Genomic DNA, 15,853 nt, shown 5'->3' on the forward strand with positions numbered 1-15,853 from the left:
GCAAGCCGCGCAGCACAAAGCCGCCACCGCCGTGTGGGCGGAAGCGGCTTGCCGGTCCTTGCGGTGCTCAGTTTGCGGATACCTGCTTGATACGCAGTTGGCCGCCACCCTTCTTGTCGCTATCGTAGGCATAGACGACGCGGCCGCCCTTCACTTCGCCGACGACGGGCACGTTCGGGCTGATCGCCTCGTGGTCGTCATGCGAGAACGGCTTGTCGTACACCATTACGACGCCTTCAACCTTCGTATTGAGGCTTTCGAGTGCAGCGCGCACCTTCGGGCCGTCGGTCGAACCCGCCTGCGTGATCGCTGCAGCGAGCAGATAGACCGAGTCGTAACCTTGTGCCGCCGACACGGGCGAATCGATGCGGTTGTTCTTCGGCTTGAATTCCTTCAGGTACGCTTCGATGAACGCCTTGCGCTTCGGCGTGTTGGGCTCCTGGATAAAGGTCTGCGGCATGCGCGCGCCCTCGCCGTTCGTGCCCGCGTTGTCGATGTAGTTGGCCATCGACAAGGTCCAGCTGCCGATCAGCGGCACTTTCCATCCGAGCTTGGCCATGCCGTTCGCGATCTGCGCAAGTTCTGGGCCGATGCCATAGGTCAGCACGGCTTGCGCGCCCGCATCCTTGGCCTTGAGCAACTGGGCCGTCATGTCGACGTCCTTGATGTTGAATTTCTCGACGGCCACCGGCTTCACGCCCTTCGCAGCAAGCGCCTTTTCCAGATCTTCGCGCCCGAGCTGGCCGTAGTTGGTCGAATCGGCGAGAATCGCGACCTTCGTGAAGCCGCGTTTAGTGACGGCTTCCTCGACGATCATCGGCGCCTGGATGCGGTCCGCAGCCGCGTTGCGGAACACGTAGTTTTCAGGCTGATCCGCAAATTGCTTTGTGACGATACTGCCCGTCGCGACATTGTTGAACACGGGGATCCTGGCTTCCTGGAAGAAGCGCTGCGACGCGAGCGCAACACCCGTATTGATGTAGCCGACTACCGCGACCACTTTTTCCTTGTTGATGAGCTCTTGCGCGATCTGCACGCCGCGTTCGTTCTTCGCCTCGTCATCGCGTTCGACGAGCACGATCTGCCGGCCCAACACGCCTCCCGCCTTGTTGATCTCGGCTGTCGCAAGCCGCACGCCGTCGCGCATGCTGACACCCATCGACGACGATCCGCCTGTGAAGGGACCATCGACCCCGATCTTGATCGGATCGGCCGCATAGCCACTCGTTGCGACCACACATAATGCGAGCGCAGCAACGACGCTCTTCAGGCGAAGTACCATGTTCGTCTCCGTAGCATGTCTCTTGTTTTTCAACGGGCGCCGGCGGTCTCCGGACGCCGCACCGTCCGCGAAGCGGCTTTCTGTGCGTCTTCAAACGAGCGGCAAAGCAGTATAGAAATCGTAAGCTTTTTGCCACCATGCGGAGTTACCCGTAAGGGACCACACTTCGTGCGACAGCGCGCCCGCGCACTAACTCGGTGCACATGCAACCAAATGACTGATTGCGCAAGCAATCGGATTAACGTTTGTGCAGGCGCGACGTAGCGACGTCCTGGCGTGAGTAGCCGGCATGCGACGACGACTGGCCGAAATATGCGGCTAAGGCCAGGTGACAGAAAATGCCAAAGGCAATGGTAGAGACGACGACTGCCCGAGCCGGATCAAAGGCCCAGTTCGCTCAAGCCAGTATGGTCATCGGGCCGGCGTCCGAGCGGACAGTGGAATTTGCGCTCGTTCTCCTTGATGGGCATGTCGTTGATGCTCGCGTGACGATGATGCATCAGCCCGTGGAGACCGAACTTCCAATTCTCGTTGCCATATGAACGGAACCCGTTGCCCGCATCATCGCGCCATTGGCAGGCGTAGCGAACGGCGATGCGATTGTCCCCGTATGTCCAAAGTTCCTTGACAAGCCGGTAGTCGAGTACTTTTCGCCACTTCCGTTCGAGGAAGGCACGCGCTTCGTCGCGGTTGTGTACCAACTCCGTTCTCGGATCGCAGTCCCTGTCGCGAAGCGCGCGGGATTTCAAATAAGAATGGTGGCGTGCGGCGGGTGATGAGTGTGACGGTCGCGTCATACGGCGCGGACCTTGACTCAACACTCGGAAGTACATTTCTCGCGATGACGACGCAACGGAGAATCTCAGAACGGGTGGCGTATGTTAGCCGGTGCAACGGGAATCGAACGTATCCAGATCGACTCGACTGGTGCGCAAGAAAAGGAGCGACTCGTGAACACAGCTTGGTTGCCGTGTCAGTGCCCCGAGCAATCAGTTACGAACTGCCAAAACAATAGAAAAACGGACTGTCGGCGGTGGATGCGTTCCGCACGGCGGCGGCCTTCGTGCTAGCGAATTTCGCCGCACTTCGGCTTGCCGTGCATTGACACATCCCCTCCGGACAGTCCGTCCGAGCTTACTACGCTTACTTCTCTACTACTACCAGGCGATTACGGCGTAACCGTGCAACCCGAAACGCAGGTGTTGTTCGAATACTGCGCCGACTTCACGCCCCAGTTCTTACCGATGATGGTCTTGCTCGGGATGTTAGCGCCACGGAAACCCTGCGCATTGCTCTTGCCCGACACCGTGTTGTTACGCACGATGTTGGTGGAGTAGTCAGCGCTAGCTGCAACACCGCCCGTCAGCATCACCGACGACGTCATGTCGGGTGCGCCATAGCCATACACGGCGTTGATCGTGTTGTACTCGATCACGTTGTTGCCCGTCGCCTGCGTGGTGTTGTCGTTCTCGATACCCACAGCGCAGTCGGTCACCGTGTTGTGGCCGATGTAGCCGTTCGTATGTGCAACGAACACCGGACCGTAGTAGCCGCAGCTTGCAAACGTGTTGTAGATGATCTTGTCGCCGCTACCGCCGTTCGTCGAGCCGTAGGTCTGGAACATCGACTGGCCGAAGAACTGCTTGAAGCTGTTGCCTGCCAGGAAGAAGTTGCTTACCGGACCGGTCGTTTCAACGGGAATATCCCAATGACGGTTGTCGTTGTTGTAGTACTGCGGGGCTGCCGTGTTCGCGCCAACGAAGTTGCACTCAACAATACTGTCGTTCGTATAGGCGTTCTTATAGTCGCCGATGACGAACATCTGCATGTTGAAGCCCGTGGTCCGCTTGAGGACGGTCCCTTGGCACTGGATATGGCGGTTGCTTGCGCGCACATTGAGCGTGCCATTGATCACGCAGGTACCAGCAGGAACCAGCACGTCGCCCGCATTGATCGCCTTCTGGAATGCAGCCGTGTCGTCCGTTACGCCATTGCACTTCGCGCCGTACGTGATCGGGTTGACCGGGTTGACCAGCGCGGGCGGCGTGTATTTGGTGGGCGTCGTCGTGGTCGACTTGATATAGCACGACTTCAAATAGCCGTATGCCGAGTCTGCCATCGCGCTGTTGTCACACGGCACGCTGCTGCTGTAGGTGCCGTTCACCGCGTACATTGCCGAAGGCGAATTCGGAGGAAATGCACCATAGAGCACGCTTTGCGTGCCGGAGAATTTACACGTGCCATGTTCGTCGGCACATTTCGTCCACGTAACGCCATTGACGGTAACGCTGGACGGATTGCTAGCCGCGTGCGCAGCCGGCAGGAAAGCGAGCGAGAATAGTAAAAATAAGAAGTACTTAATGTGTCTCATTCCATTAATTCCAAGGTTAGATATGACGCTATCTCTAGCGATGAAAGGTGAACCGGGGAAACGCGTTGACCGAGCTCAACACCGGTGAATGATGTTTCAAGATCCGACGGCAGATGCCGTTGGACGAACGTGTTCGAGCCGCTGCCAAAAGCAGCGAGCTAGACCTATCGACTTGCGACAGTCAACAAGACGCTATTCTGTAGTCCTTATTGATAATACAAAATCCTTCCGGCAATCCCTTTTCAGGGATCAACACTTCGGATTGCACTACCAGGATGGAGTACAGATGATCGTTGCGGAACTCTTCCGCGTTCGACCCGCGACACGTTTCGATCGACCATTCACCATGCGTCGATGACTCGTCCTCAAACGCCGACCAAAAGCCGTCGCTTGAGGTTGTGCACGCCGGCGAGCTAATGCGTAGTCTTGTGCGACCCGCGCTAGCGACGCGACATGCTATAGATATAACCAACCGAGTCCGCTTTTGACCCTAAAACACAGGGGTGCTCATTGATCAGCCGCACCTCTTTCACAAAATTCATGCTGACATGATTGTAAGTCGTCAGTCATGAAGCGATCGAGGTCTTAAATTTCAAGCGCCTGATAATGATTCGACCCTGCAAAATCGGCGGGCGGCGTGCAAAACAAGACTCAGTAGTTATTACTTCACTTTCAGTTGCTTACAGGTGCTACTTACAGGTGACTTGGGAAGCAGCAGTATAAACGTTTCACTCTTGAAACGTAGTCGGAAATATTGCCAAAAAGTAACAATCTAAAGTTTTCGCGCCAATCTCGCAGATTGTTCTCCACGAGAACCGGGAAATAAGAAACAGACGTTTCGGCCGCGAGCGAAATTGAGTGATTAATTTCTTAATTCAGAAATTTGGCCTGCTTGTCGGGGTGCCGACGGGCGGGTGTAGCGAGCGAAATGGCCTCTCCACGTTCGCCAGGGTTGACCCGGAGCGCTTGCGCGAATGCCCGGCATCGTAACCTATTTTCAGCAATGTCGGTTGTGCCGTGAACATGCTTAACAAGTTCTTCCACATATGACATGTCCTGAACCTTGCCGTGGACTACGAACCAAAAGCGCAGCAAGCGTTGCGGATGAAGGGGTGGCATCGCTCGAAGCTCGCCGGACCGATTGCTGCCCAACCGCCCAAACACTTACATCAAAAGAAAGCGCTTCATCCGTTTAACTGCGTCCGCAATCCCACAGTCGCCGCAACCTGATTACCTGTAGAGGACTGCCCCAGGCCATTGATATCCGCGCCCTCGAACGCAGAACCTGCCGCGCCATACGCATGGTGATAAACGCCTTCGACATAGACATCCGTGCGTTTGCTGAACGAGTAGTCAGCCATCAGCGTCACTTGATGCCAACTCGGATCTTTCGAACCGGTGGCCCGGGCAAAGGCGCCTTGCGTATACGTATAGGCACGTATAGGCGCCTGCGAGTGAAATCGACGGCGTCACCGTGTAAAGACGTTCACTTCGTAGTTGTCGAAATGCAGCGTATCGAATGACTGTGCAATCACGGAGGTCGCACCGGGCTACCACTGAATCGTATTGCCGAGCGTCAGCGTTCGGTAGGTGTCGCTCTGAGCCCGACAAAGGCCTTGCGGCCAAACATCGTACCCGCGTAAGTGGTCTTTCCGTTCTGGATATTGAACCGTTCTCGAGGCGGAAGATTGCATGCAGATCGCCACCGTCGCTCGACGCACCACGCGCCCGCGAATGCGGTCATCTCAAGTTGCATGCAATAGTGGAAGAGACGCATGTCAGCGATCAGGTCGCCGCCATTCCATCGTAGTCGCGGCCTTCTTCATACGCGGCCAGCAGATCCAGTAACGCTGCAGGGTCAGCGGGCTTGACAAGATAATGGTCGACACCCGCTTCCATCGCCTGGCGGATGCTTTCTTCCTGACCATAGCCGCTTAGCGCGACCATCAGCGCTGTCGGGCAATTGCTGCCCTGTCGGAGGTGACGCGCAAGCTCATAACCCGTCATGTCGGGAAGCCCAATGTCGAGCACGATCACATCGGGTTTCATCTCGGCGGCAACGCGCAGCGCCGACTCTCCGTCCGTCGCACATCGGACGACGTAGCCGTATATCGCGAGCAGCGCTTCGAGGCTCTCCGCGGAAGCCACGAGGTCATCGACCACGAGAACACGCGTCGCCATCTTGCGGTTCAGATGGACGACGGGCGCGAGCGTCGGCGCGACGCGCTCGGTCATGGTGCCGGGCAGGCGCACGGTGAACTCGGCGCCACGGCCGGGCCCATCGCTTTTGCACTGGACAGAGCCTCCGTGCAGTTCCGTCAGATGCCGGACCAGCGTGAGTCCGATGCCGAGTCCGCCCAGCGACCGATGCAACGAAGCGTCGGCCTGCGCGAACAGATCGAACACGTGCGGCAGAAACGCCGCGTCGATGCCTTGCCCGTCATCCGCGACGGTAATCGATGCGACGCCGTTCACGAAGCGCGTCGACAACGAGATATGCCCGCCTTGAGGCGTAAACTTGGACGCGTTGTTGAGCAGGTTCGAAACGATCCGCGCGAGCCGGACGACATCGCCATCGACGATGGCATCGACGGCCTCCTCGTCGCAACTCAACGTCTGCGAGCGGCGAATAAAGTGAGGCCGGCTGGTTTCGACCGCGCGGCCGATCACGACCGACAGCGGCACGGGCGCCTTGCGCAGCGTTACCGTGCCGCGCGCGATGCGCGAAACATCCAGCAGATCTTCGACGATGCGCACCATATGCTCGACCTGCGTGCCGACGATCTCGCTGGCCCAACGCAAGACCTCCGCGTCGCCCTTGTGCGCGCTGCGCATGACGGCTGCGGCGTTGGCGATCGGCGCAAGCGGATTGCGCAGTTCATGTGCGAGCATCGCGAGGAACTCGTTCTTGCGCCGGTCGCCATCGCGAATGGCGGAAAACAGCAACGCGTTCTCCAGCGCGATGGCGGCGCGGCTCACGAACTCCTGAACGAGTGTCGTCTGCTCGGGCGGCATCGGCTCACCCGACGAACAGAGCACGATCACGCCCTTCTGGCTGCCTGTGTGCAACGGGAATGCCGTCACGCAGCGGATGCCTTCTGCACCGGGTTCGCCGCCGACGCTTTCACTGACGAATTCGTCTGCGGCGGGCTCGATGTGCGCGTCGCCATCGTGCAGCAATCTATGCACGAAGCAGTTCACGCGAGGAAAGTTCTCGGCAAGCGTACAAGACTGAAACGCTGCGAAATCGGGTGGCTCTGGATCGTTGCGTCTCGCCGCTCGCGCCGTCACACCCGTCGCAAACTCGCCGATGCTTCTGACGGCGACGAACGCCATGTCGGCGAATTCGCCCGATGCAAGTTCTACGATCCGCTGCAACGTGGTATCGATTTCAAGCGAACGGGTCAGCACGTGGCTTGCCGCCGCCAGAAAATCGGCGCGTTGCCGCGCGCGTTCAGCAACCGCCCTGCCTGCTTCCGCGCGCACGAAAGCCTCGCGCTCCTCCGCCCGTAACAGCAACTCCTTGTGCATCCGGTGCATTTCCACGAAGACCTTGACCTTCGAGCGCAGAATTTCCGGAACGACAGGTGCGGAAATATAGTCGACGGCGCCGAGCGAATACGCGCGCTTCATTTCCGATTCGTCGATGTAAGCGGTGACGAAGATGATGGGCGTGCTGGCCGTGCGCCTGTACGTGCGCAGCATTGACGCCGTCTCGAGGCCATCCATGCCGGGCATGTTGACATCGAGCAGAACCACGGCAAAGTTTCGCTCGAGCACGGCTTTCAGCGCTTCGCGTCCCGAGCCGACCGTAATCACGTTCTCGCCCAATTCCTCCAGAATCGTGCGCATCACCACGAGCTGCTGCGGCAGATCGTCCACGACAAGGATGTTGACAGGCTGCCGCGACGAGGCTACGGCGTTGTCCATGACCGTCTCCTAGCGGTGCAGCCATGCATGAAGCACCGCGAGAAGATCTTCGCGGTTCACCGGCTTCGACAGATAGTCCCACGCACCCGCTTCGATGCAGCGCTCGCGATCACCTTTCATCGCTTTCGCGGTGACGGCGATGATCGGCAATGTGCGGCCGACGGGACGCTTGCGGATCTCTCGCGTGGTCGCGAGCCCGTCCATCTCCGGCATCATGATGTCCATCAGCACGATGTCGATTTCAGGGTCTTCTTCTACGAGCCGGATCGCATCCCTGCCGTTGTCCGCCCACACGTGACGCATCCCGTGATCTTCCAGGACAGTCGCGAGCGCGAAGATGTTGCGCATGTCGTCATCCACGATGAGCGCCTTGCGCCCTGCAAGAGCAGCGCTGGAACCGTGCAATCGATCGACGACCGCGCGTGCCTCGTCGGAAAGCCATTTCCGGTCGAGGTGCAGCGCCGCGACGGTCGCATCGAGCAGGCGGTGCATGTCGGAGGCTACGTATGGCCTGAGGCTTTCGACGGCGCGCATCCACGGCCCGGGTTCTTTTCCGGGCGCAAAGACGATGAGCGACAGGGGCGCTAAAAGCGCTCTGCCCGCAAGCGTTGCGTTCATGTCACGAATGCCCGTTTCGAGCATTTCCGCCGAAATCACGACGGCAGATGGATCATGAGTGGCCAGTGCCTTCATCAGTTCATCGCGCGTCATTGCGAACACAGTCGAGACCTTCTCGCACGAGACAAGCGCGGAGAATTGCTCCCGCTCGCTCGAATCAGGCAGCACGACGACGAGCTCGCGCGGCGTCGTATCGGCATAGCGCGCCAGTACGCCCAACGCGTCGTCCAGTGTCTCGCGCGACTGGATCGGCTTCGCGAGAAACGCGAGTGCGCCCGCCTGCAGTGCGCGCTCGCGCGACTCGTCCGTTGAGATCACGCACACCGGCATGTGTCGCGTCGCCATATCGTTCTTGAGGCGGCCCAGTACTCGCCAGCCGTCCATATCCGGCAGAAACAGATCGAGCGTGATCACGTCGGGCTTGAACTGGTCGGCGAGCGTCAACGCTGGTGCGCCGAGTGGCGTGACGAGCCCCTTGAATCCCTGTTCCCTCGCTGCGTCGAGCAGGAAATGCGCGAACGCCAGATCGTTCTCGACGATCAGCAGCACCCGCTCCCCCGGCATGATGTTGAAGCGGTCGTCGTCCGGCAATTCCGCCAGTTCGCGCGACTCGTTGACGACGGTATCGATGAACTCGTGCGCCGCGAGCGCGTCGGCGTCGCTTACGCCGTCAACCCCGCGCGAGGCGACAGTTGTATCGTCGTCGGAAACGGCGACAGTCTTGCGGGCTACACGACCTGTCTCGCTCGACAAAGGCAAATAGAGCGTAAAAGTACTCCCCTTATTCGGCGAGCTGACGAGCCGGATCTCTCCACCGAGCAGTTTCGACAGTTCACGGCTGATCGCCAGACCAAGGCCCGTGCCGCCGTATTTTCGGCTGGTGCTGCCATCGGCCTGCTGAAATGCCTCGAAGATGATCTGCTGCTTGTCAGCCGAAATGCCAATACCTGTGTCTGACACTGAGAACGCAATGACTTCTTGTGCGCGGTTGAGTTCTTCGTTGTCCGCGACCCACCCGCCGAATACTTCTTCGATCGACAGCGTGACATGTCCTCTATGCGTGAACTTGAAAGCGTTCGACAGCAGATTTTTCAATATCTGCTGCAAGCGCTTGATGTCCGTGTGTATCGATGCAGGCAGGCGTGTGCCGAGATGAATGACGAAGTCGACGTTGCGCGATTCCGCAACATGGCGGAACGTGCGTTCCACATACGACGTCAAATCGGCCAGCCGATGCTCGGCGAAATCCATCACGACCGTACCCGATTCGATCTTCGACAGGTCGAGAATGTCGTTGATCAGCATCAGCAACTCGTTGCCTGATGAGTGAATGGTTCGCGAGAACTCGATCTGTTTCGTCGAAAGGTTGCCCTCCGGGTTCTTGCATAGCTGATCGGAAAGTATCAGCAGGCTATTGAGCGGCGTGCGCAGCTCGTGAGACATGTTGGCAAGAAATTCCGACTTGTACTTCGACGTCAATGCAAGCTGCTTTGCCTTTTCTTCGAGCGCCTGGCGCGCCTGCTCGACTTCGGTATTCTTGCGCTCCACTTCCTGGTTCTGATGCGCCAGAAGACGCGCTTTTTCCTGCAGTTCCTCGTTGGTCTGCTGCAACTCCTGCTGGCGGCTTTGCAATTCGCGCGCAAGCGATTGCGACTGCTTGAGCAGATCCTCCGTTCGCGTATTGGCCTCGATCGTGTTGATGACGATGCCGATACTCTCCGTCAGCTGATCGAGGAACGCTAGATGGGTCGGATTGAAGCACTCGGAAGAAGCGAGTTCGATGACGCCTTTTACCTGCCCTTCAAAGACGATCGGCAACACCAGAACGTTTTGCGGCACGATGCTGACGAGGCCGGACGTAATGCGAATGCTGTCGTCTGCCGACGGCTTTAGCAGGATCTTTCTTCGCTCCACCGCGCATTGACCGACGAGTCCCTCGCCCAGTTGCATGCGCTTGCCATGCGACAGATGACCGCTCGATGCATAGCTCGCCATCAGCCGCAGCAACGCCGCGTCGTCGGCGGAATCGAGCACGAAGAATTCGGCCTGCTGCACGCCGACAACGGGCGCAAGTTCGGAGAGGATCAACTGACCGACAGCGACGAGGTCTTTCTGCCCCTGCAGCATGCGGCTGAACTTCGCGAGATTCGTCTTGAGCCAGTCCTGCTCCGTATTCACCTGCGTCGTGTCCTTCAGGTTACGGATCATCTCGTTGATCGTATCCTTCAGGGCCGCGACTTCGCCGAGTGCCTCGACCGTGATCGACCGCGTGAGGTCGCCCTGCGTGACGGCCGTCGCCACTTCGGCGATTGCGCGCACCTGTGTCGTCAGATTCGCCGCAAGCTGGTTGACGTTTTCCGTCAACCCTTTCCAGGTACCCGATGCACCCGGCACTTTCGCCTGTCCGCCGAGCTTGCCTTCTACGCCGACCTCGCGCGCCACGGTCGTCACCTGATCGGCAAAGGTCGCGAGCGTTTCCGTCATGCTGTTGATGGTGTCGGCAAGCGCCGCTATTTCACCTTTCGCCTCGACGGTCAGCTTGCGCGCGAGATCGCCGTTTGCCACGGCTGTGACCACCTTGGCAATGCCGCGCACCTGACTGGTCAGATTACCCGCCATGAAGTTGACGTTGTCAGTCAGATCCTTCCACGTGCCCGCCACGCCTTGCACGTATGCCTGGCCACCGAGCTTGCCCTCGGTGCCCACCTCGCGCGCGACGCGCGTCACCTCGGATGCAAACGAGCGCAACTGGTCGACCATCGTGTTGATCGTGTTCTTCAGTTCGAGAATTTCGCCTTTCACATCGACGGTGATTTTCTTCGACAGGTCCCCCGCCGCCACGGCCTTCGTCACGTCTGCGATGTTGCGCACCTGGCTAGTCAGATTGCCCGCCATGAAGTTGACGTTGTCAGTCAGATCCTTCCAAGTGCCCGCCACGCCCTGCACATCCGCCTGGCCGCCCAGCTTGCCCTCGGTGCCCACCTCACGCGCGACACGCGTCACCTCGGATGCAAACGAGCCGAGCTGGTCCACCATCGTGTTGATGGTGTTCTTCAGTTCGAGTATTTCGCCCTTCACATCGACGGTGATCTGCTTCGACAAGTCGCCCGCCGCCACCGCCTTTGTCACGTCAGCGATGTTGCGCACCTGGCTCGTCAGATTGCCCGCCATGAAGTTGACGTTGTCAGTCAGATCCTTCCACGTGCCCGCGACGCCCTGCACATCCGCCTGGCCGCCGAGCTTGCCTTCCGTGCCGACTTCGCGTGCGACGCGCGTCACTTCGGACGCGAATGACCGCAACTGATCCACCATCGTGTTGATCGTGTTCTTCAGTTCGAGAATTTCGCCCTTCACATCGACGGTGATTTTCTTCGACAGGTCGCCCGCTGCCACCGCCGTCGTGACGTCCGCGATGTTGCGCACTTGCGCTGTCAGGTTGCTACCCATCGAATTGACAGAGTCGGTCAGATCTTTCCACGTGCCCGCGACGCCCTGCACATCAGCCTGGCCGCCGAGCTTGCCTTCCGTGCCGACTTCGCGCGCCACGCGCGTCACTTCTGACGCGAATGAGCTGAGTTGATCGACCATCGTGTTGATGGTGTTCTTCAGTTCGAGTATTTCGCCCTTCACATCGACGGTGATTTTCTTCGACAGGTCACCCGCTGCCACCGCCGTCGTGACCTCGGCAATGTTGCGCACTTGCGCTGTCAGGTTGCTCCCCATCGAGTTGACCGAGTCCGTCAGATCCTTCCACGTGCCTGCCACGCCCTGCACGTCGGCCTGGCCGCCCAGCTTGCCTTCCGTGCCGACTTCACGCGCGACTCTCGTCACTTCGGACGCGAATGACCGCAACTGATCCACCATCGTGTTGATGGTGTTCTTCAGTTCGAGAATTTCGCCTTTCACATCGACGGTGATCTTTTTCGACAGGTCACCCGCTGCCACAGCCGTCGTGACGTCCGCGATGTTGCGCACTTGCGCCGTCAGGTTGCTGCCCATCGAATTGACGGAGTCGGTCAGATCCTTCCACGTGCCCGCTACGCCCTGCACATCCGCCTGGCCTCCGAGCTTGCCTTCCGTACCGACCTCGCGCGCGACGCGCGTCACTTCTGAAGCGAACGAACGCAACTGATCCACCATCGTGTTGATGGTGTTCTTCAATTCGAGGATTTCGCCTTTGACGTCTACCGTGATCTTCTTCGAAAGATCGCCTGCGGCCACGGCCTTCGTTACTTCAGCGATGTTCCGAACCTGGCTCGTGAGGTTGCCCGCCATGAAGTTGACGTTGTCAGTCAGGTCCTTCCACGTACCCGCGACGCCCTTTACGTCGGCTTGGCCACCGAGCTTGCCCTCTGTGCCGACCTCGCGCGCGACGCGCGTCACTTCTGAAGCAAACGAGCGCAACTGGTCCACCATCGTGTTGATGGTGTTCTTCAGTTCGAGGATTTCGCCCTTGACGTCGACGGTGATCTTCTTGGACAGATCGCCCGCTGCGACCGCCTTCGTCACTTCGGCGATATTGCGCACCTGGCTCGTGAGATTGCCTGCCATGGAGTTGACCGAGTCGGTCAGATCTTTCCACGTACCCGCCACGCCCTGCACATCAGCCTGGCCGCCGAGCTTGCCTTCCGTGCCCACCTCGCGCGCAACGCGCGTCACTTCGACGGCGAACGTACCGAGTTGCTCGACCATCGTGTTGATCGTCTTCGCGGTCCGAAGAAACTCGCCCTGCAATGGCCGGCCATCGGCTTCGAGCGCCATGCTCTTCGAAAGATCGCCTTGCGCGACTGCGCCGATGACACGGGCCACTTCGCTTGTCGGATGAACGAGGTCTGCGATCAGCGAGTTCACCGCGTCGATCGAGTCACCCCAGAACCCGCGCGCATACGGAAGCGCCGCGCGCTCTTTCAAACGTCCTTCCTTGCCCACGACTTTACTCAAGCGGCCGAGTTCTTCCGACATGTGGATATTCTGCTCGACGACGCTATTAAAAACATGCGCTACTTTGCCGTGCATGCCTGTCCAGTCCGCAGGCAATGAAGCGGCTTCGCCTTTCTGCAAGGCCGCTAGCGCCAGAAGCACAGTTCTCGTGCATTCATGCGCGGTCATCATGTTGTCAAAGAGAAGATTGACGTGGGACGCACTGTCGAGCCATATTCCCGCTAGCGCATCGCTCTCGATTGCAATTTCCTTACGAAGAAAACCGTGGCCAGAGAGGCGCCTCGACATGCTGCCGAGATCCTGTGCGATGCGTCCCGTCTGCAGGGCAAGGCTGTTGAATTCGGAGGCCGCCTTTCCGGCTTCGCCTGTCCAGTCGTCCGGCAAACGATGCGATGCGTCACCACGTCGAAGCGCACTGAGCGCTGCGGCGATACGGGCAAACTGATCGCTGGATTGCTGCGGTGACTCGACTTCGAACGTTTCCATGCGTTCCTCACGTGTCGCGGGTAAGCGGCTCATGTCGTTTATTTTGGACTTCGATTCTGGAGTGGACGCCGCGCTGATCGGCTTCTCCGATGGACCGCTCTGATACACAGGAAATGACGGATGCTTTTGGCGTCACGCGTCTGCGTTTTGACGATTGCCCGCGTTGGGCACTCTGCCGGTCGTTTAATGTGACCTTGATGGTCGCGGCAAGGAATAGGTAAATCTACGGTGGGCTTTAAAGCAGCGGAAAATTGCGGGTTATAGCGAAGGATTAAGCGGTATATGTTTCCGGCTTGTCACCGTGTAATGTACTTTTTTCTTGACATCGCATCGATATCAGCCGGCTGAGGTGACATAATGACCGCCCATCTGAGCCCGGATGCAAAGTCTGCCTGGTGCCGCAGGACTGAGCGCGGACGGCGTATGGCGCAACCGTCTCTCACCGACAAACACGAGAACGATTCGGGCGCAGAGCGCCCGTTCGCCAGTTCAGCGGGAAAACATTTCGCCGTTCGTGATTTGAGCTACCGCTTCGCCAGCCAAGCAGGCATCGACGACCCGCGCGGCACCAGCACCGTCGCATAGTGGCCCGGCGTGCGCGACATCCGCACTTGATCGGTCACACCCTGATAACGACCCGCTGACGTTTCAGCCGTAAAAAGATCAGGCTTCGCATTCTCATGCATGCTGCTCGAACCAGCCGTTTCGTGTGCGAACGTCTTATCGAACAGGCCGAGCGAATAAAGCCACAACGACGCGCGTGACAGCGACACATGCACGCGATAGCTTCCGCCTTCTTCCGCGCGCCGCATCAAAGCAGCGAGCGCGCCCGTCGTCGCGAGCCACGCGACCATGTTGTCGTTGACGACCATCACGGGCGGCAACTGGGGCGCATCAGGCGTGCCCTCAAGCGTGGTGATGCCCGTGACGGCGCCCGCTGTCTGATCGAAGCCCGCGCGCGCCGCCCATGGCCCCGTCTCGCCATGCAGGCTCACCGTCACGTGGATGATGCCGGGGCGCAGTTGTGCGGCTTCCTCGGCAGTCAGCCCAACCTTGTCGAGGAACCCATGACGCCGGTTCGCATAGAAGATGTCCGCACCGCGCAGCAGTTCCTTGATGTGCGCGTTGCCTTCATTCGAACCCACATCGATGAGGGTCGAGCGCACGCCGACGTTTGCCGTCGTGTACATCGTGTCCACTTCGAAATCGTCCGGGCGCCAGACGTTCAGCACATCTGCGCCGTGATAGGCGAGCGCGCGCCCGATTGCCGCTCCCGCGATGACCCGCGCCATGCCAAGCACACGAACGCCATCGAGCGGAGTAATGGGATCATTCGTGAACGGCTCAGGGTCCGAATCACCGATCTTTTCGATCTGCACCAGCGGCATCGAAGACAAATGATCGATGTACTGTTTCTCCTGCATGAACTCTTGCGCGCTGCGCACCATCGGCATCACGACGCCGGCTGCCGAGCCGGCTTCCTCGAGTTCGCGCGCATCCCATTTGCGAAACGCTGCCGCGACGGATGCGGGGTCGTCAGTGCTTTGCAATAGCCGCAGCGCGGATGACCTGAGCCGTGGATAAAGATTGAATGGCATCATCCAGCGGCCGTCTCGCGTTTCGAAGAACGCGCGCATGAACGGATTGGTCGGGTCCGCTGTATTGCGCGGCGCGTAACCGTTCAACAATTCCCATTTGCGCTCCCAGAACGGACAGAGCCGGCGCGGCGCCTTTCTGATGTCAAGATGCAGATCCTGTCCTTCGCCCGTGCGCTTTGCCCACAGCGCCGCCATCGCGACGGATTTCGTCATCAGCGCGAGGCCTGCCGCCGCGCCGAGACGAAACACACTCGGCACAATGGGATCGGCGCCTTCGAAGGTGATCGATCCCCCCGTACTCGCGGGATCGATGCCGAACACGGCGAGCGTGCGCTTCAGATGCGCGTGAAGATCGAACGGAATATCCTCCGCGACGCGCTCACGCAGTGCGTTTTCAATCGAAGCTGTGGTCGCGTGCGCGGCCGCGCTGGAAGAATCGATATGTGTCATGCTTGCCCACCTGAAATAGAGCGGCGGCCATAAGGCACTGTCCAACGCACCATCGGGACGCCGGCCGCCAAACCAGCTGCCGTTATGCAGCCGCCTTCGACATGTCTTCGATCACCTTCTTTGCATCGCCGAAGACCATCATCGTCTTGTCCATGTAGAAAAGATCGTTATCGAGCC

At 59.2% G+C, this 15,853-nt stretch carries 7 protein-coding genes and 1 pseudogene; all 8 read right to left on the reverse strand.

What is annotated here, in order from left to right; genetic code table 11:
- Positions 1–67: 67 nt before the first annotated feature.
- Complete coding sequence (locus tag J8I87_RS31660; protein WP_209936105.1) at positions 68–1,282, reverse strand: ABC transporter substrate-binding protein; 1,215 nt, start codon at positions 1,280–1,282, stop codon at positions 68–70.
- A gap of 380 nt (positions 1,283–1,662) precedes the next feature.
- On the reverse strand, positions 1,663–2,079 hold the full coding sequence (locus J8I87_RS31665; RefSeq protein ID WP_409518847.1) for a DUF1348 family protein: 417 nt from the start codon (positions 2,077–2,079) through the stop codon (positions 1,663–1,665).
- A gap of 371 nt (positions 2,080–2,450) precedes the next feature.
- Complete coding sequence (locus J8I87_RS31670; protein WP_209936107.1) at positions 2,451–3,401, reverse strand: hypothetical protein; 951 nt, start codon at positions 3,399–3,401, stop codon at positions 2,451–2,453.
- Between the two features lie 1,436 nt (positions 3,402–4,837).
- Positions 4,838–5,203 (reverse strand): annotated as a pseudogene (locus J8I87_RS31675) (porin); the annotation flags it as partial.
- Between the two features lie 235 nt (positions 5,204–5,438).
- Positions 5,439–7,583 carry a response regulator gene (locus J8I87_RS31680; protein WP_209936110.1) on the reverse strand — a complete coding sequence of 715 codons (2,145 nt, stop codon included), beginning with the start codon at positions 7,581–7,583 and terminating at the stop codon, positions 5,439–5,441.
- Positions 7,584–7,592: 9 nt separating this feature from the next.
- A complete protein-coding gene (locus J8I87_RS31685) occupies positions 7,593–13,628 on the reverse strand; it encodes a HAMP domain-containing protein (RefSeq protein WP_209936112.1) in 6,036 nt (2,011 codons plus the stop codon).
- Between the two features lie 524 nt (positions 13,629–14,152).
- Positions 14,153–15,676, reverse strand: a complete 1,524-nt coding sequence (locus J8I87_RS31690) for a CoA transferase (protein ID WP_209936113.1) — start codon at positions 15,674–15,676, stop codon at positions 14,153–14,155.
- Between the two features lie 82 nt (positions 15,677–15,758).
- Positions 15,759–15,853 (reverse strand): NAD(P)(+) transhydrogenase (Re/Si-specific) subunit beta (locus J8I87_RS31695; protein WP_209936121.1); only part of this gene is annotated, 95 nt, incomplete at its 5' end.

The organism is Paraburkholderia sp. LEh10, from assembly GCF_017814945.1.
GTDB lineage: Bacteria > Pseudomonadota > Gammaproteobacteria > Burkholderiales > Burkholderiaceae > Paraburkholderia.

What these genes read in the sequence shown, in the direction of transcription:
- J8I87_RS31690 (WP_209936113.1), bottom strand. Translation starts at nt 15,676, where the DNA reads ATGACACATATCGATTCTTCCAGCGCGGCCGCGCACGCGACCACAGCT.
- J8I87_RS31685 (WP_209936112.1), bottom strand. Translation starts at nt 13,628, where the DNA reads ATGGAAACGTTCGAAGTCGAGTCACCGCAGCAATCCAGCGATCAGTTT.
- J8I87_RS31665 (WP_409518847.1), bottom strand. Translation starts at nt 2,079, where the DNA reads ATGACGCGACCGTCACACTCATCACCCGCCGCACGCCACCATTCTTAT.
- J8I87_RS31680 (WP_209936110.1), bottom strand. Translation starts at nt 7,583, where the DNA reads ATGGACAACGCCGTAGCCTCGTCGCGGCAGCCTGTCAACATCCTTGTC.
- J8I87_RS31660 (WP_209936105.1), bottom strand. Translation starts at nt 1,282, where the DNA reads ATGGTACTTCGCCTGAAGAGCGTCGTTGCTGCGCTCGCATTATGTGTG.
- J8I87_RS31670 (WP_209936107.1), bottom strand. Translation starts at nt 3,401, where the DNA reads ATGGCAGACTCGGCATACGGCTATTTGAAGTCGTGCTATATCAAGTCG.